This is a genomic window from Phytobacter sp. V91 (assembly GCF_965644225.1).
Lineage (GTDB): Bacteria > Pseudomonadota > Gammaproteobacteria > Enterobacterales > Enterobacteriaceae > CBFFRJ01.
Genome location: NZ_CBFFRJ010000003.1, coordinates 1 through 16,629, shown reverse-complemented (window position 1 = coordinate 16,629; position 16,629 = coordinate 1). Strand labels below are relative to the sequence as shown.

17 protein-coding genes are annotated in these 16,629 nt (G+C 52.7%); 10 read left to right on the top strand and 7 right to left on the bottom strand.

Annotation, left to right across the window (positions count from 1 at the left end; translation table 11 throughout):
* Window positions 1-93: 93 nt before the first annotated feature.
* Together bepA and arsC are read left to right on the top strand one after the other, a co-directional pair.
* Complete coding sequence (gene bepA, locus ACSZO4_RS01010; RefSeq protein WP_437886969.1) at window positions 94-1,557, top strand: beta-barrel assembly-enhancing protease; 1,464 nt, start codon at window positions 94-96, stop codon at window positions 1,555-1,557.
* Window positions 1,558-1,569: 12 nt separating this feature from the next.
* Window positions 1,570-1,929: an arsenate reductase (glutaredoxin) gene (gene arsC / locus ACSZO4_RS01005; protein ID WP_437886968.1), complete on the top strand. Its 360-nt coding sequence runs from the start codon at window positions 1,570-1,572 to the stop codon at window positions 1,927-1,929.
* A 34-nt stretch (window positions 1,930-1,963) separates the two neighbouring features.
* Here arsC and ACSZO4_RS01000 read toward each other — a convergent pair whose 3' ends face one another.
* The 3 genes from ACSZO4_RS01000 to upp all read right to left on the bottom strand — a co-directional run bounded on the left by ACSZO4_RS01000 (window position 1,964) and on the right by upp (window position 4,832).
* On the bottom strand, window positions 1,964-2,665 hold the full coding sequence (locus ACSZO4_RS01000) for a DnaA inactivator Hda (RefSeq protein ID WP_437887024.1): 702 nt from the start codon (window positions 2,663-2,665) through the stop codon (window positions 1,964-1,966).
* Between the two features lie 95 nt (window positions 2,666-2,760).
* On the bottom strand, window positions 2,761-4,050 hold the full coding sequence (gene uraA / locus ACSZO4_RS00995) for a uracil permease (RefSeq protein WP_437886967.1): 1,290 nt from the start codon (window positions 4,048-4,050) through the stop codon (window positions 2,761-2,763).
* Window positions 4,051-4,205: 155 nt separating this feature from the next.
* Entirely contained in the window at window positions 4,206-4,832 is a 627-nt protein-coding gene (gene upp, locus ACSZO4_RS00990) for a uracil phosphoribosyltransferase (RefSeq protein WP_437886966.1), read from the bottom strand.
* A gap of 278 nt (window positions 4,833-5,110) precedes the next feature.
* Between upp and purM the strand changes: the two genes are divergently transcribed.
* From purM to ppx, 4 genes are all read left to right on the top strand, one after another.
* Window positions 5,111-6,148 carry a phosphoribosylformylglycinamidine cyclo-ligase gene (purM, locus tag ACSZO4_RS00985; RefSeq protein WP_437886965.1) on the top strand — a complete coding sequence of 346 codons (1,038 nt, stop codon included), beginning with the start codon at window positions 5,111-5,113 and terminating at the stop codon, window positions 6,146-6,148.
* Complete coding sequence (gene purN / locus ACSZO4_RS00980; protein WP_437886964.1) at window positions 6,145-6,783, top strand: phosphoribosylglycinamide formyltransferase; 639 nt, start codon at window positions 6,145-6,147, stop codon at window positions 6,781-6,783. The genes purM and purN overlap by 4 nt, the downstream gene beginning before the upstream one ends.
* A 233-nt stretch (window positions 6,784-7,016) precedes the next feature.
* Complete coding sequence (gene ppk1, locus ACSZO4_RS00975; protein ID WP_437886963.1) at window positions 7,017-9,083, top strand: polyphosphate kinase 1; 2,067 nt, start codon at window positions 7,017-7,019, stop codon at window positions 9,081-9,083.
* Between the two features lie 3 nt (window positions 9,084-9,086).
* Window positions 9,087-10,628, top strand: a complete 1,542-nt coding sequence (gene ppx, locus ACSZO4_RS00970) for an exopolyphosphatase (protein WP_437886962.1) — start codon at window positions 9,087-9,089, stop codon at window positions 10,626-10,628.
* A gap of 10 nt (window positions 10,629-10,638) precedes the next feature.
* On the opposite strand, the gene ACSZO4_RS00965 is transcribed toward ppx, so the two are convergent.
* Entirely contained in the window at window positions 10,639-12,858 is a 2,220-nt protein-coding gene (locus ACSZO4_RS00965; protein ID WP_437886961.1) for an EAL domain-containing protein, read from the bottom strand.
* Between the two features lie 341 nt (window positions 12,859-13,199).
* Between ACSZO4_RS00965 and ACSZO4_RS00960 the strand changes: the two genes are divergently transcribed.
* A complete protein-coding gene (locus ACSZO4_RS00960; protein ID WP_437886960.1) occupies window positions 13,200-13,391 on the top strand; it encodes a YfgG family protein in 192 nt (63 codons plus the stop codon).
* A gap of 24 nt (window positions 13,392-13,415) precedes the next feature.
* Here ACSZO4_RS00960 and ACSZO4_RS00955 read toward each other — a convergent pair whose 3' ends face one another.
* The 3 genes from ACSZO4_RS00955 to ACSZO4_RS00945 form a co-directional block, all read right to left on the bottom strand.
* Complete coding sequence (locus ACSZO4_RS00955) at window positions 13,416-14,066, bottom strand: LysE family translocator (protein ID WP_437886959.1); 651 nt, start codon at window positions 14,064-14,066, stop codon at window positions 13,416-13,418.
* Between the two features lie 46 nt (window positions 14,067-14,112).
* Window positions 14,113-14,919 carry an AraC family transcriptional regulator gene (locus ACSZO4_RS00950; RefSeq protein WP_437886958.1) on the bottom strand — a complete coding sequence of 269 codons (807 nt, stop codon included), beginning with the start codon at window positions 14,917-14,919 and terminating at the stop codon, window positions 14,113-14,115.
* A gap of 207 nt (window positions 14,920-15,126) precedes the next feature.
* Window positions 15,127-15,375, bottom strand: coding sequence for a helix-turn-helix domain-containing protein (locus tag ACSZO4_RS00945; protein WP_437886957.1), 249 nt, complete (start codon window positions 15,373-15,375; stop codon window positions 15,127-15,129).
* A 105-nt stretch (window positions 15,376-15,480) separates the two neighbouring features.
* Between ACSZO4_RS00945 and ACSZO4_RS00940 the strand changes: the two genes are divergently transcribed.
* From ACSZO4_RS00940 to ACSZO4_RS00930, 3 genes are all read left to right on the top strand, one after another.
* Entirely contained in the window at window positions 15,481-15,711 is a 231-nt protein-coding gene (locus tag ACSZO4_RS00940) for a helix-turn-helix domain-containing protein (RefSeq protein WP_437886956.1), read from the top strand.
* 92 nt (window positions 15,712-15,803) lie between these two features.
* Window positions 15,804-16,022, top strand: a complete 219-nt coding sequence (locus ACSZO4_RS00935) for a helix-turn-helix domain-containing protein (RefSeq protein WP_437886955.1) — start codon at window positions 15,804-15,806, stop codon at window positions 16,020-16,022.
* 272 nt (window positions 16,023-16,294) lie between these two features.
* On the top strand, window positions 16,295-16,629 hold a 335-nt coding region (locus ACSZO4_RS00930), incomplete at its 3' end, for a transposase (protein WP_437886954.1).

Here is a 16,629-nt window from a genome sequence, read left to right as displayed (position 1 = left end):
GAATAACGCGGCTAAACTCCCTTTTCCAGCGCGCAGGAACAAAGTTTCGCGCTTTTGGTCAAACGGTAACACTCAATATACAGGACAGAGGTTATGTTCAGTCAGTTGAAAAAAACGCTGGTCGCAACCCTTATCGCAGCCCTGACCTTTAGCACGGCTGCGCCCGCCTTCGCGGACTCGGTAGATAATCTGCCGGATATGGGAACCTCAGCAGGAAGCACCCTGTCAATCGGACAGGAAATGCAGATGGGTGACTTCTATGTTCGCCAGTTGCGTGGCAGCGCCCCATTGATCAACGATCCTTTGTTGGTCCAGTACATTAACAGCCTTGGCATGCGACTGGTCTCCCACGCCGATTCAGTGAAGACCCCCTTCCACTTTTATCTGGTCAATAATGACGAGATCAACGCCTTCGCCTTTTTTGGCGGTAACGTGGTGCTGCATTCGGCGCTCTTCCGTTACGCCGACAACGAAAGTCAGCTCGCCTCGGTGATGGCGCATGAAATCTCCCACGTCACGCAACGTCATCTGGCGCGGGCAATGGAAGATCAGAAACGTAGCGCCCCTCTTACCTGGGCGGGGGCTCTGGGCTCAATTTTACTGGCGATGGCCAGCCCACAGGCCGGGATGGCGGCGTTAACTGGCACCCTGGCCGGTACCCGCCAGGGCATGATCAGCTTTACCCAGCAGAATGAACAGGAAGCGGACCGTATTGGGATCCAGGTGCTGCAACGTGCCGGTTTCGATCCTCAGGCAATGCCCACTTTTCTGGAGAAACTGCTCGACCAGGCGCGTTATTCCACGAGGCCGCCAGAAATCCTGCTGACGCACCCCTTGCCGGAAAGCCGTCTGTCTGATGCCCGTAACCGCGCCAACCAGATGCGCCCGGTGGTTGTGCAATCCTCAGAGGATTTTTATCTGGCGAAAGCCAGAACCCTCGGCATGTACAAATCCGGGCGTAATCAGCTCACCAGCGATCAGCTTGACGCATGGGCAAAAGGCAATATTCGCGAACAGCGCGCGGCACAGTATGGTCGGGCGTTACAATCGATGGACAGCCAAAAATACGCGGATGCCATGAAAACGCTGCAACCGCTGCTCAGCAATGATCCCAATAATGCCTGGTTTCTCGATCTGGCGACCGATATCGATTTAGGACAAAGCAAAAACAGTGAGGCGATTAATCGCCTGAAAAATGCCAAAGACCTGAAAAGCAATCCGGTGCTGCAACTCAACCTCGCCAATGCGTATTTAACCGGTGGGCAACCCGCTGAAGCACAAAAAATCCTCAACCGCTTCACCTTCACCTGGAAGGAAGATGTGAATGGCTGGGATCTGCTGGCGCAGGCGGAAGCGGCGCTGAATCATCGCGATCTGGAACTTGCCGCCCGTGCAGAAGGCCTGGCTCTGACTGGCCGCCTTGATCAGGCGATTTCGCTGTTGAGCAGCGCCAGTTCTCAAGTCAAGCTGGGCAGTTTGCAGCAGGCCCGGTATGACGCCCGTATCGATCAGCTTCGCCAGCTACAGAAAACATTCCACCCGTTTGAGAAGATGTAAAAAGGAGAAAAAATGACTGACGCGGTGCAGATTTATCATAATCCCCGTTGCTCCAAAAGCCGCGAGACCCTGAACCTGCTCAAGAGCCAGGGGATTGAACCTGAAGTGGTGCTGTATCTGGACACACCGGCAGATGCGCCCACCATCAAGTCTCTGCTGCATATGCTGGGTATGTCCAGCGCACGGGAGTTGATGCGCAGAAAAGAGGATCTCTATAAATCACTGGCGCTGGATAACGCCCAACTGAGTGAAAGTGAGTTGATCCAGGCAATGGTCGACAATCCAAAGTTAATGGAACGCCCGATTGTGGTCGCCAAAGGCCAGGCGCGCATTGGTCGCCCACCTGAACAGGTGCTGGAGATCGTCAGCTAAGTAAGGAAGCCCGGTGGCGTGTTGCTTACCGGGCCTACAGTTTGAGAATGTCTTTCACAAACGGGATGGTCAGTTTACGTTGCGCGGTAATCGAGGCGCGATCCAGTTCATCCAGCGTATCAAACAGGGTACGCATTTCTCTGTCCAGGCGTTTAAGCAGAAAACGCCCCACGTCTTCCGGCAGTTCAAACCCACGTAGCCGCGCACGCAGTTGCAGCGCCAGCAGTTTGTCTTCATCGGAAAGGGGTTGCAGCTTGTAGATTTGCCCCCAGTCGAGGCGCGAAGCCAGATCCGGTAAGCCGAGGTTAAGCTGGCGCGGCGGTCTGTCGCCGGTTATCAATAATCGCGTTTTTCCGGACTCCAGAATGCGGTTATAGAGATTAAACATCGCCATTTCCCAGAGTTCGTCACCCGCAATACACTCAATATTATCGATGCAAACCAGCGAAAGGTGCTCCATGCCGTCCAGTACTTCAGGGACAAACCAGGTGCGCTTATCGAGCGGAACATAGCCCACTGCGTCACCTCGTTGCGACAACTCGGCACAGGCGGCGTGCAGCAAGTGGCTGCGACCTGCGCCCTCACGCGACCAGAGATAGATATATCCGCTATGCTCCTGGCGAAGGACATTTTGCAATGCCGCCAGCAAAGAAGGGTTGTCGCCCGGCCAGAAACTCGCAAAAGTTTCGTCGTCAGGGAGATAGAGTGGCAGGGAAAGCTGTGCCGGTGTGTTCAGACGTACCTCAACAGGGCTTTAATAAAACGCAGTGAGTCTATCATAAAACTGCACTGCGTTTGAACCGGGCAGCAAACCCGGTTTACTGATGACCTTTAGTGCGTTTTTGCTTTACTGTCATCGGCATCCAGTACCACTTCTTCCGGGCGCAGGACGCTGATCAGTTTGAAGATCAGGCTCAGGCACACGCCGACGATCGTCGCCAGCGCCATGCCTTTCAGCTCTGCGGCGCCAATGTGCACTTTCGCGCCGCTCACCCCGATGATCAGAATAACCGAGGTCAGGATCAGGTTTTGCGCTTTGCTGTAATCCACTTTAGATTCGATCAGCACGCGAATACCGGATGCACCGATTACTCCGTACAGCAGCAGAGAAACGCCGCCCATGACCGGAACCGGGATAATCTGGATAGCCGCCGCCAGTTTACCCACGCAGGAGAGCAGGATGGCGATGATTGCCGCCCCGCCGATAACCCAGGTACTGTAGACGCGGGTAATCGCCATCACGCCGATGTTTTCACCGTAAGTGGTGTTCGGCGTGGAGCCGAAGAAACCGGAAATCATGGTGGAGAAGCCGTTGGCAAACATGGAGCGGTGCAGGCCAGGATCGCGGATCAGGTCTTTCTTCACGATGTTCGCCGTCACTACCAGGTGGCCCACGTGTTCCGCAATCACCACCAGCGCTGCTGGCAGAATAGTGAAAATAGCGAACCATTCGAAGCGCGGGGTGTAGAAGGTCGGCAGAGCAAACCAGTGCGCCTTGGCAATCGGAGTGAAATCAACCACGCCCATGGCGAAGGAGAGCGCATAGCCCGCCAGCACGCCAATCAGAATCGGGATGATGGCAAGGAAACCACGGAACAGCACCGAACCGAACACCGTCACGCCCAGCGTCACCATCGAGATAATCACCGTTTTGGTGTCTGCGGATTGCCCTTCAGCTGGCAGCAAACCGGCCATACCGGCTGCGACACCGGCCAGTTCCAGACCGATGACGGCAACGATTGCGCCCATTGCCGCAGGCGGGAACATCACATCCAGCCAGCCCGTGCCCGCTTTCTTCACAATAAAAGCGACGACGCAGAACAACGCGCCGCACATGATAAATCCACCCAGCGCCACTTCGTAGCCCAGCGGCAGAAGCAGCAGCACCGGTGAAATAAAGGCAAAGCTGGAACCCAGGTAAGCCGGAATTTTACCCTTACAGATAAAGAGATACAGCAGCGTTCCGACACCATTAAACAACAGCACGGTGGCCGGGTTGATGTGAAACAGGATTGGCACCAGCACGGTTGCGCCAAACATAGCGAACAAGTGCTGCAAACTAAGCGGGATTGTCTGTAAAAGCGGCGGTCTTTCACTCACCCCGATAGCACGGCGCGTCATAGTGTTTTCCTCTAAGTGTTACGTGTTGTTGTATATGTTCCACCCATCGTTCATCGCACAGTTTTATAAACTGCGTGATGCAATCAGGTGGATTCTGTTGTGGTTTACGCCAAAAAAAAGCCGACTTCTAAAGTCGGCTTTAATTTTTAAATCATTTACTTGGTACCAAAGATTTTGTCACCAGCATCGCCGAGGCCCGGAATAATGTATCCGTGCTCGTTAAGACCTTTGTCGATCGAGGCAGTGTACAGCTCGACATCAGGGTGAGCTTTCTCAAGCGCAGCCAGGCCTTCCGGCGCGGCAACCAACACCAGCACTTTAATGCTGTGGCAGCCGGCGTTTTTCAGCAGGTCGATGGTGGCGATCATGGAACCGCCGGTGGCAAGCATTGGGTCAACGACCAGCGCCATACGTTCGTCGATATTGGAAACCAGCTTCTGGAAGTAAGGTACCGGCTCCAGCGTCTCTTCGTTGCGATAAATACCGACAACGCTGATACGCGCGCTCGGGACGTGTTCCAGCACGCCTTCCATCATGCCAAGGCCGGCACGCAGGATCGGCACTACGGTGATTTTTTTACCTTTGATCTGCTCAACTTCTACCGGGCCGTTCCAGCCCTCGATCACGACGCGTTCTGTTTCCAGATCAGCAGTCGCTTCATAGGTCAGCAAGCTACCGACTTCCGAGGCGAGTTCACGAAAGCGTTTAGTGCTGATGTCATGTTCGCGCATCAGTCCCAGCTTGTGTTTGACGAGTGGGTGTTTTACTTCCACAACCTTCATACTCTTCTCCTTCCCCTAAAAGGTGGTAGCCACAAAAAAAATCGCCGGATTATACCGCTTTTTTTCCGTTGCGCTACAGATACGGCGTTGATCCTGATCAATCAGACTGGAAAAGAGTATATCCTAAGAATCCTCACTGCCCTGAAATAATGGACTCGCAAACGTTTGCCTTCACTGTTAGAATTGCGCCGAATTTTATTTCTGTCACCCGCCCTGTTTCAGCTGGCAGCCTGAAAAATGGCGGGTGAACCGCAAGCAAACGCGTGGGGACTCAAGCAGTGACCGATAAAACCTCTCTTAGCTACAAAGATGCCGGTGTTGATATTGACGCAGGTAATGCTCTGGTAGACCGAATCAAAGGCGTGGTGAAGAAAACCCGTCGTCCTGAAGTTATGGGCGGCCTGGGTGGCTTCGGCGCGCTGTGCGCATTGCCGCAAAAATATCGTGAGCCAGTACTGGTTTCCGGCACTGACGGCGTGGGTACAAAACTGCGCCTGGCGATGGATCTGAAACGTCACGACAGCATCGGGATCGATCTGGTTGCCATGTGCGTGAACGACCTGGTGGTACAGGGCGCTGAGCCACTGTTCTTCCTCGACTACTACGCCACGGGCAAACTGGACGTCGATACTGCATCCAGCGTGATAACCGGTATTGCCGAAGGTTGCCTGCAATCAGGTTGCGCGCTGGTCGGCGGTGAAACCGCAGAGATGCCGGGCATGTACCACGGTGAAGATTATGACGTTGCGGGTTTCTGCGTCGGCGTGGTTGAAAAATCTGAGATCATCGACGGTTCGAAAGTTACCGATGGCGACGTACTGATTGCTCTGGCTTCCAGCGGTCCGCACTCCAACGGTTACTCGCTGGTGCGTAAAGTGATTGAAGTGAGCGGTTGCGATCCGGAAACCACCCAGCTCGAAGGTAAATCACTGGCCGATCACCTGCTGACGCCAACCCGCATCTACGTAAAATCAATCCTGGAACTGATTGAAAATGTGGACGTACACGCCATTGCCCACCTGACCGGCGGCGGCTTCTGGGAGAATATCCCGCGCGTGCTGCCGGACAACACTCAGGCGGTGATTGACGAAGCGTCCTGGCAGTGGCCAGCCGTCTTTGACTGGCTGCAAAGCGCTGGCAACGTCAGCCGCCATGAAATGTACCGCACCTTTAACTGTGGCGTTGGTATGGTTATCGCTCTGCCGGAAGCGGAAGCTGATAAGGCTATCGCATTGTTGAATGCCAAAGGTGAAAACGCGTGGAGAATCGGTATTATCAAAGCATCCGATTCCAGTGAGCGCGTGATCATCGAATGAAAAATATAGTGGTGCTTATTTCCGGCAGCGGAAGCAATTTGCAGGCGATTATTGATGCCTGCAAACAAAAGAAAATCAATGGCACCATCAGGGCAGTATTCAGTAATAAGGCCGACGCGTTCGGCCTTGAACGTGCGCGGGAAGCCAGTATTCCCGCTCATGCCCTTCTGGCTTCGCAGTTTGCCAGTCGCGAAGGCTTCGACCGCCAACTGATGCAGGAAATTGACGCCTACGCGCCGGACCTGGTCGTGCTGGCAGGCTATATGCGTATCCTCAGCCCGGCGTTCGTCGCCCATTACGCTACACGTCTTATTAATATCCACCCTTCCCTGTTGCCCAAATATCCTGGCCTCAATACTCACCGTCAGGTACTGGAAAACGGCGACGAACTTCACGGCACTACCGTGCATTTTGTTACTGATGAGCTGGATGGCGGCCCGGTTATTTTGCAGGCGCAAATCCCGGTGTTTGCGGATGACACGGAAGAAGACATTACTGCCCGCGTGCAAACCCAGGAACATGCCATTTATCCACTGGTGGTCGGCTGGTTTGTCGATGGGCGTCTTGCCATGCAGGAGAATAAGGCCTGGCTGGATGGTGTCTGCTTGCCTGCACAAGGCTACGCGGCTGATTAAGCTGTTTTTCTTTGTTTGCGCGTGACTTAACGTCACGCGCAACGTCTATATTAAGATGACAATCAGATTACTGTCATACTTATCTGTCACAGTTGGACATCTGATGGCAAAGCTCGCCATAATATGTGGTGTCTTTCTCGCGCAAACGACAATAACGTTTACCTGCACACGAGGACACCGCCTGGCGAGCAGGCATTGCCGTGTCCCGAGAGTTAACTGGAGTGTAAGCTGTAATGGGTCAGGAAAAGTTATATCTGGAAAAAGAACTGAGTTGGTTGTGCTTTAACGAGCGCGTTCTGCAGGAAGCCGCGGACAAAAGCAACCCGCTTATCGAGCGTATGCGTTTTCTTGGCATTTATTCCAATAACCTTGATGAGTTCTATAAGGTCCGTTTCGCAGAACTTAAGCGCCGTATCATTATTAGCGAAGAACAAGGACAAGGAACGAACACCCAGTCACGTCATTTGCTGGGTAAAATCCAGACCAGAGTACTGAAAGCCGACCAGGAATTTGACTCTCTGTACAATGACTTACTGCTTGAGATGGCGCGTAATCAAATCTTTTTGATTAACGAACGTCAGCTTTCCGTTAACCAGCAAACCTGGCTGCGCCACTATTTCAAACACTACTTACGCCAGCACATTACCCCGACGCTGATTAATCGCGAAACCAACCTGATTCGATTCTTAAAAGACGATTACACCTATCTGGCGGTCGAAATTGTTCGTGGCGATACCATTCGTTACGCCCTGCTGGAAATTCCATCAGACAAGGTGCCACGCTTTGTCAACCTGCCGCCGGAAGCGCCGCGCCGTCGCAAGCCGATGATCCTGCTGGATAACATTCTGCGTTACTGTCTCGATGATATTTTCAGCGGCTTTTTCGATTACGATTCGCTGAATGCCTACTCGATGAAGATGACCCGTGATTCCGAGTATGATCTGGTCCACGAGATGGAATCGAGCCTGATGGAGCTGATGTCCTCCAGCCTTAAGCAGCGTCTGACCGCAGAGCCCGTGCGTTTTGTCTATCAGCGCGATATGCCGGATGCAATGGTGGATATGCTGCGTGATAAGCTGACCATCTCCCGGTTTGACTCCATTATTCCTGGCGGTCGCTACCACAACTTTAAAGACTTTATTGGCTTCCCGAACGTCGGCAAAGCCAACCTGGTGAATAAGCCGTTGCCGCGCCTGCGTCACGTCTGGTTTGATAAATTCCGTAATGGCTTTGATGCCGTTCGCGAGCGGGACGTGCTGCTCTATTATCCGTATCACACCTTTGAGCATGTGCTTGAACTGCTGCGCCAGGCCTCATTTGACCCGAGCGTGCTGGCGATTAAGATCAACATCTATCGCGTGGCAAAAGATTCGCGCATTATCGACTCGATGATCCATGCCGCCCACAATGGTAAAAAAGTGACCGTCGTGGTGGAACTGCAGGCGCGTTTCGACGAAGAGGCGAATATTCACTGGGCCAAACGTCTGACCGAAGCCGGTGTGCAGGTTATCTTCTCCGCGCCGGGCCTGAAAATTCACGCCAAGCTGTTCCTCATTTCGCGTATGGAAGGGGAAGAGATTGTGCGTTATGCCCATATTGGCACCGGCAACTTTAACGAGAAGACGGCTCGTATCTATACCGACTACTCTTTACTGACCGCCGATGCCCGTATCACCAATGAAGTTCGTCGGGTATTCAGCTTTATTGAAAACCCTTACCGACCGGTGCATTTCGACTATCTGCTGGTATCGCCGCAAAATTCACGTCCACTTCTCTATGAGATGATCGACAAAGAGATTGCCAATGCGCAGAAAGGACTGCCTGCCGGCATCACCCTGAAAATCAATAACCTTGTTGATAAAGGGCTGGTAGACAGGCTGTATGCGGCATCCAGCTCCGGTGTCCAGATCAACCTGCTGGTACGCGGTATGTGTTCGTTGATCCCTGAACTGAGTGGCATCAGCGACAATATTCGTGTAATTAGCATTGTTGACCGTTTCCTTGAGCACGACAGGATCTATATTTTTGATAATGGTGGCGACAAGAAAGTGTATCTGTCGTCAGCCGACTGGATGACGCGAAATATCGATTACCGTATCGAAGTGGCAGCGCCGTTACTTGACCCGCGCCTCAGGCAGCAAGTACTGGATATCATCGACATTCTGTTCAGTGATACCGTGAAAGCCCGCTATGTCGATAAAGAGCTAAGTAATCGTTATGTGCCGCGCGGCAATCGCCGTAAAGTGCGCGCGCAGCTCGCGATTCATGAATACCTGACTTCACTTGAACAGCCTGATTAATCTATGCCGATAAATGACAACACGCCACGCCCGCAGGAATTTGCCGCGGTCGACCTGGGTTCGAACAGTTTTCATATGGTAATCGCGCGCGTCGTGGATGGCGCGATGCAAATAATTGGCCGCCTCAAGCAGCGCGTGCATCTGGCCGACGGCCTTGATGCCAACAGCACGCTAAGTGAAGAGGCCATGGAGCGTGGGCTGAACTGCCTGTCGCTCTTTGCTGAGCGCTTGCAGGGTTTTGAGCCTTCCAGCGTCTGCATTGTGGGTACCCACACATTGCGTCAGGCGCGTAATGCAGCTGAATTTCTTAAGCGCGCCGAGCAGGTTATTCCTTACCCTATCGAGATTATTTCCGGTAACGAAGAAGCGCGTCTGATTTTTATGGGCGTTGAGCATACCCAACCGGAAAAAGGCCGCAAGCTGGTGATCGACATTGGCGGCGGCTCGACTGAGCTGGTGATCGGTGAAGATTTTGAACCTCGCATGGTGGAAAGCCGCCGGATGGGGTGCGTCAGCTTTGCCCAGACCTATTTCCCCGGTGGCGCCCTGAATCGCGAAAGCTTCCAGCGCGCCCGGATGTCAGCGGTGCAAAAACTGGAAACCCTGGCATGGCAGTACCGTATTCAGGGCTGGAACGTTGCGCTCGGTGCCTCCGGCACCATCAAAGCCGCCCATGAAGTCCTGCTGGCCATGGGGGAAAAAGACGGTTTTATTACCCCGGAGCGCCTCGATAAGCTGGTCGCTGAAGTACTGAAATTCAAAAATTTCAACGAACTCAGCCTGCCGGGACTTTCTGAAGAGCGTAAAGCGGTCTTTGTGCCTGGCCTTGCCATTATGTGTGGCGTCTTTGATGCGCTGGCCATTCGCGAGCTACGCCTGTCTGACGGCGCACTACGCGAAGGCGTTCTGTATGAGATGGAAGGTCGCTTCCGTCATCAGGATATCCGCAGCCGCACCGCACAGGCGCTTGCCAGTCAGTACAATATTGACCGGGATCAGGCCCGCCGGGTGCTGGAAACCACCACCAATATGTTTGATCAGTGGCAGGCGCAAAACCCGAAGCAGGCGAATCCGCAGCTGGCCGCCCTGCTCAAATGGGCGGTGATGCTGCACGAAGTGGGGCTGAATATTAACCACAGCGGTATGCACCGCCATTCGGCCTATATTCTGCAACACAGTGATTTGCCCGGCTTCAATCAGGAGCAGCAGCTGATGATGGCAACGCTTGTGCGCTATCACCGTAAGGGGATCAAGCTCGACGATCTGCCCCGCTTCACCCTGTTCAGGAAAAAGCAGTTCCTGCCGCTGGTGCAGATTTTACGTCTTGGCGTGCTGCTTAATAACCAACGTCAGGCGACCACCACGCCGCCGACCCTGCGTCTGACCACGGACGATAATCACTGGACGCTGAGTTTCCCGCACGACTGGTTCAGCCAGAATGCTCTGGTGCTGTTCGATCTGGAAAAAGAGCAGGATTACTGGGAATCGGTCACCGGCTGGCGACTGAAGATCGAAGAAGAACAAGCACCCGACGTCGCGGCCTGAGATCAGGCCGTTACGCATCCCGTTGCAGACTTTCCACCGGTACGGGTTTGCCTATCAAATAGCCCTGTAAATAATCGATACCCAGCGCAATTGCTGCGCTGCGTATCTCTTCGCTTTCGACATATTCCGCCACCACCAGCATTTTCTTCATCCGTGCTAAATGACAGATAGAGGCCACAATCTGGTAATCCAGGCTGTTGGAAACAATATTGCGGATAAAGCTGCCGTCGATCTTGAGAATATCCGCATTCACATTTTTCAGCCGCGCATAGCTGGCATAGCCGGTGCCAAAATCATCGATTGCCACCCGGCATCCCATCTGTTGTAACTGGCTCAGCGTCTGGTTGGCCTGACGTAAATTCGACAGTGAAGTGCTCTCAGTGACTTCGAAAATAAGCTGCCAGGCTTCTATATTGTATTTACGCAATAACCGCCCGACTTCGAGGGAAAACTGGGCCCGACAGACGGAGGTCGGCGAGAGGTTAATGGAGAAACGTTGACCCGGTAGACGTTCACGCTGCGCGGCCATAAAACTCAGAACATGCTCAACAACCCACAGATCGATGCGCGATGAAAGGCCAAACTCATGGGCAACGGGAAGGAAAACATCAGGATGGATGTACTCGCCGTTTTCCTCTTTCATGCGCAGCAATATTTCATGATAGTTGTCGCCGCGCATACCAATAATGGGCTGCACCATCAGGCTGAAGCGGTTCTCTTCGAGCGCGCGCTGCAGGCGGCTCATCATGTCCACCTTGCCTTTCAGGCTGCGTTGCAGATTTACCGCTCCGCGTTGTTGCAGGCTTTCCGGATGATTGGTTGCCAGCGACAGATCCGCAATGGTGCTTAGCTCCCCCAGCAGCAGATAGAGATGCTGAACCGGTGAGCGGACATAGCAATAGCTCATCCCGACCTGCGGCTGCAGCGGCATATCATCCCAGGAAAAACGAAACTGCTTAATCAGCAGGTCGACTTCCTCAATCCGGCTCTGGTGCGAGCGGGAGTGCATCCGAATGGCAAGATCGTAGCCTGTCAGCAGATACACATCTTCCCCCGTATCCAGCAGTTGCCCGATCCACTCCGCCAGCTTTTGCTTGTACTGAATGCGCAACATAATGCCGTAGTTACGCCCCAGCAGCTCCAGCTCCGGAATACGCAACAGGCACAATACCGACCAGGGTGAGTCAGCAAGGGCGCGGCTCAACGCGCGCAGGTTAGGCATATGCGCCACCGGATCCAGATACGCCAGACGCCGGGCACGCTCATGCAATTGCCGCTGACGCGTCGCCAGCAGCGCCACACAGTGAATGATGACGGTGTAAACCAGATAGCAGGATGAGGCGATAGCCAGCTGGACTTCATAGCCGGAATACACGGGCAGATAGCGGTAGAAATAATGAACAAACACCACGAGCAACAGCGCCCAGAGCAAAGTAATCAGCCGATAGCCAAAGCGCAGCGAACCCCACAGCATCACCGGAAGAATGAGCGATAAGGTGTAGCTGGTCCCGAAAATGGTGCTGCTTTCGGTCAACGGACGTAACAGCAGAATGATGAGCCCTGCCGCTAACGCCAGCCAGATAACCTGTTCGGCACGGGTCACTTTAGGATCGCATTCATTTCGCAGTTGCGAGAACCAGCTGCGCAGATAGCGGGGATTGCGGATGATACGAATCAGCAGATAGCAGGTGGGGATGCCGATTAGCGTCCCCACCAGGATCGCCTGATAATCAATAAGCAGATGAATATCCAGGGTTAACGCATTGGTATTACTTAATATCGTGTCATAGAGCGATAACCAGATAACAAATTGCAGAATGGTCACATACAGGGTTGCCGGGCAAAATACCTGCCAGAACAGGCGCTGAACCAGCAGGCGGGCATCACCGTAGGCAATGTTGTGCCTGCGGGTCACAAAAACACGGTATCCTCCCCAACTGAGCATGACCGGCACCAGTAAATGCAGCGTCTGCGCCACAAGTTGCCACGGCTCATCCGGGCTAAAAAACAGCACCAGCCCGATAATCATTCCGGGAACTGCCGCCAGGCCGTAAACCGCCATCAGGCTCATCAGTACGGCAATGGGCAGGTAAAAAAGAGCAACCCCTTCGCCAGACAACGAAGTAAAAGTATTAGCCATACTGAACAAAGGAAGCAACAGAGAAGGCAGGATGAGAGGCAGCGCCCACCATCTGTCTTTATACTGCCGGTACTGTTTCTTGAAAGTCATAGATGCTCGGTATACAACCTAGGGTCCTGAGGGGGAGTGTTCAGGCAGGCATCCATCCTGACTGTTTAGGCCCAACGCGATAAACGAGCAGAAATTTTAGTTCCCAGCCACACGTAATAATTGACTTATATCAACAAAGACGGGGTAGTTAAATTTTTTCTTACTTTTTTTCTCGTGAAAATGAATTTATCATTTCCACGCTAAATGTTTAATTTATTTATATTATTTAAAGTTATGTTTTTGCTGATTTCGCTTTTATCTGGCGATGAATTGACCTTATCAGCACTCTGTGACTTAATGTTGCTGTCGCCCTTTTTACAGGGCTTATCCAGGGAACCATTGTGAGTCAGGCAACCACTATGCGAAAACGACATCGATTTGACAGTCGCATGACCCGTATCGTACTGCTTATCAGCTTTATCTTTTTCTTCGGCCGTTTTATTTATTCCTCAATTGGCGCCTGGTATCACCATCAGGATAAGCTCCAGTCCCAGCAAATCAGTCAACCTGTCGACCCTGCCGCACAGCGCTAACCCGACGGATAAATGCAGACATTGTTATCCCCATGCGTGACGAAGCATCGCGAGGATCATCAGCACGCCGAATCCCGCGAGAATGCCCCCGGCAAGCCGCTCAATGATATGAACATATGATGTGATCCGCGCCTGCACGGCGGATAAACCGATCAGGGCGGCAACCAGCAGATTCCAGCCAAGTACGGCAACACTCATCCATATCCCGGAAAATATCTGCTGTGGGAGCGTGACCCCTGCCCCGAGAATCGAGGTCATCAGCGCCAGATAGAAGAGTGCGTTTTTGGGATTCAGCAGCGCCGAGCCCAGCCCCAGCAGGAACTGTTTGCGCAGAGTCGGGCAACCTTCAGCAGTCGCATTCAGTGTTAATTGCTGTGGGCGACTGCGCAGCAGATGGCTGCCAATCCAGATCAGATACAACGCACCAGCAATTTCAATCCCGCGAAATAACAGGGTGTAGTCCTGCAACAGATGCCAGCCGTACAGCGCCAGCACAATATAGAGCGCGTTCCCCAGCGCAATGCCCGGCCCGATTCCCGCACTCCCGCGCAGACGGTAGCGAATGGCGTACCCCGCCAGCAGAAAAAAATCAGGGCCCGGGCTTATCAACGCCACAAAGTGTGACAGGGCCAGGAGCGGGAAGGCGGCAGGAATAAAATATGCGATAAATGACATAGTGACCTCAAAAACCAAAGAAGGTCACTGTAGTCAGGGTGCGGCGTTATTTATTGTCGGATATTGATCGCGACCGGGCATACTGGCGCGGCGTAGAGGCGGTAAAACTGACAAAAGTGCGGTGAAAATGGCTTTGATCGGCAAAGCCGCTTTGATAACCCACATCGGTAATCTCCCCCCCTGCCCGCAGCCGGTTTTTAGCAAACTCAACGCGGGCATTGTTCAGCCAGGCGCCAGGCGTCAGCCCCGTGGCCTGTTTAAACTGACGGATCAGCGTCTCTTTGCGCAGCGCATAATGACTGGCGAGTTTGTCCAGCGAGGGAGCGCCGCAAAAATCAGCCTGCAGCGCCGACTGCATCTCCTGAAAATCTTGCGGACCTGGGGCACGTATTTTTAGTCCCGGCAATACCGCCAGCAATGCACGGACGGCAGCGGGTAGCGCATCAGTCTCGTTTTTCTGGAGCAGTTCAGTGACGCGTTTAAATGCACCAAGCGACGCGGGACAGCGCAACTGGGTTTGTTCGCAGCACAGCGTGGCATCGACCGGCCAGCCAAGTTGTTCGAGGCACCATTGCTGATCGAGATAGAGCATATGGTAACTCCGGGGGATCCCGGCAACCGGGTTGCAGCTGTGCGCTGCCCTGGGTGCAATCAGGATCATCTCTTCAGGCTGCAGGTGATACTCCTGCCCACCGCACCAGGCCAGCGTCTCGCCTTCAAGGATCGCGCCAACAGACAGCTGCGGATGCTGATGCAGTTTATAGGCCTGCGTACTCTGCCAGGTGGTGCGCAGCTCAATCCAGGGGGCAGATTCTGAACGCCAGAAGCCTTGTTCGATATTGCGCGTGGTCATTGTGCCTCCTGGATCTGCTGATTAAGAGGCTCAATACTATGCTGTATAGCGAAAATAAAAAACCGCCGATCGCACTGACTTCGAAGTGCTGACAAACCTTTTCTCCGGATGACAGCCAGCGCCTTATCCGGCCTGGGGCAACCATTCCGGTCCAGGCCCGATAAGCTTTCGCCATCGGGCATCCAAGCGTTGTCATCAGCCTTACGCTTACGTCACCTGCTCTTTCTGCTTCTCGCGATAAGTTTTATTACCTTGATAGCGTGAAGGCCAGATCTGTTCTGGTTGAGTATTCAGAGCTTCAGCGATTAGTCGCTCCCCTTTCGGCCAGTGGCGGGTCAATGCATTGGCTAACGTGGATGAAGCCAGCCCCGACTCACGGGAAAGTGCGGCCAGTGAAGTTCCTTTTTTTCTTAAACTCGCAATGATATCTGCGGGATGCCAGTCCTGATGTTTCATATGATCTCCTTTCATGTTGACTATAAGTCACATAGTAGCACAAAGCCTTACAGATGTGACTAATAGTCCGTGGACTTATAATCATCAAATACTAATGCTTGTCGCATGAAAAGATCAGAAGATGTCAAAGTCCTGCTGGGACAGCGTGTCAGAGCACTTAGACTCGAGGCCGGACTTTCGCAGGAAAGTTTTGCCGATAAGTGTGGACTCGATCGCACCTATATCAGCGGTATTGAACGTGGTACCCGCAACCCAACGCTTGAAGTACTTTATATTCTCGCCACTGCCCTTCACACCGAACTGGCATCACTGTTCGTATTTCACGATCCAGCCTGACATTCCAACTTTATCGATTAAATCGACAAAATCTCTCATATGTGACTCATCGTCCGTGGTCTGATAAGCAACAAGAGTTAATGCTTATTTGCATGGAAAATACAAAAGACATCACATTGCGCTTCGGGCAACGCGTTAAAGCTCTTCGCTTAAAGGCCGGGCTCTCGCAAGAGGCTTTTGCAGATAAGTGTGGTTTAGATCGCACTTATATCAGTGGGATTGAGCGAGGCGTGAGAAATCCCACTTTGGAAGTAATTGGGGTTATTGCTAGCGGGTTGGAGATTAAAATGAAGGATTTGTTTGATCTTTAGATTTCTAGTCGAATAGTGTGTAGAAATGATCACTGATATCACATCTTCTTATTAAGAATATGAGAAAAAATGACTCCAATTCTTAGCCAAATAGTTCACCTAACTAAAAGTATATTGTTAATCCCGGAAGAGCCGTCAAAACATCCGGCAGCCCAGTTTTTTCCTGGAAAAAATTCCCCATTTTCATACCCTACAGGAATGGTACTAAGGAAGGTGCGATTTAATCGTCAGTTATGAGAACATAAGGCTTTCTTTGCCATAGATTTTTCACGATGCCCGCACTTTCCAGCTATTCCTCCCGCAAAAAACAGTTCCTTGACCGTATGGATGTTCTTGTCCCATGGCACGATATCGCTGATATGCTGCTTCCCTGCTATCCCTCATCCCGACGGGGACGCAGACCTTTTCCCCTGTTGCTCATGCTGCGTATTCACTGCCTGCAACTCTGGTTTGACCTCAGTGACAGTGCTGCCGAAGATGCCCTTCATGACATGCTGCCATTTCGTCAGTTTGCCGGTATCGACTGCTGTGTCCCCGACCGCACCACCATCATGAATTTCCGTCATTTTCTGGAGAAACATAACGCCGGTGAACAGGTGCTGGCCCT

What these genes read in the sequence shown, in the direction of transcription:
- bepA (WP_437886969.1), top strand. Translation starts at nt 94, where the DNA reads ATGTTCAGTCAGTTGAAAAAAACGCTGGTCGCAACCCTTATCGCAGCC.
- arsC (WP_437886968.1), top strand. Translation starts at nt 1,570, where the DNA reads ATGACTGACGCGGTGCAGATTTATCATAATCCCCGTTGCTCCAAAAGC.
- uraA (WP_437886967.1), bottom strand. Translation starts at nt 4,050, where the DNA reads ATGACGCGCCGTGCTATCGGGGTGAGTGAAAGACCGCCGCTTTTACAG.
- upp (WP_437886966.1), bottom strand. Translation starts at nt 4,832, where the DNA reads ATGAAGGTTGTGGAAGTAAAACACCCACTCGTCAAACACAAGCTGGGA.
- purN (WP_437886964.1), top strand. Translation starts at nt 6,145, where the DNA reads ATGAAAAATATAGTGGTGCTTATTTCCGGCAGCGGAAGCAATTTGCAG.
- ppk1 (WP_437886963.1), top strand. Translation starts at nt 7,017, where the DNA reads ATGGGTCAGGAAAAGTTATATCTGGAAAAAGAACTGAGTTGGTTGTGC.
- ppx (WP_437886962.1), top strand. Translation starts at nt 9,087, where the DNA reads ATGCCGATAAATGACAACACGCCACGCCCGCAGGAATTTGCCGCGGTC.
- ACSZO4_RS00965 (WP_437886961.1), bottom strand. Translation starts at nt 12,858, where the DNA reads ATGACTTTCAAGAAACAGTACCGGCAGTATAAAGACAGATGGTGGGCG.
- ACSZO4_RS00955 (WP_437886959.1), bottom strand. Translation starts at nt 14,066, where the DNA reads ATGTCATTTATCGCATATTTTATTCCTGCCGCCTTCCCGCTCCTGGCC.
- ACSZO4_RS00950 (WP_437886958.1), bottom strand. Translation starts at nt 14,919, where the DNA reads ATGACCACGCGCAATATCGAACAAGGCTTCTGGCGTTCAGAATCTGCC.
- ACSZO4_RS00945 (WP_437886957.1), bottom strand. Translation starts at nt 15,375, where the DNA reads ATGAAACATCAGGACTGGCATCCCGCAGATATCATTGCGAGTTTAAGA.
- ACSZO4_RS00940 (WP_437886956.1), top strand. Translation starts at nt 15,481, where the DNA reads ATGAAAAGATCAGAAGATGTCAAAGTCCTGCTGGGACAGCGTGTCAGA.
- ACSZO4_RS00935 (WP_437886955.1), top strand. Translation starts at nt 15,804, where the DNA reads ATGGAAAATACAAAAGACATCACATTGCGCTTCGGGCAACGCGTTAAA.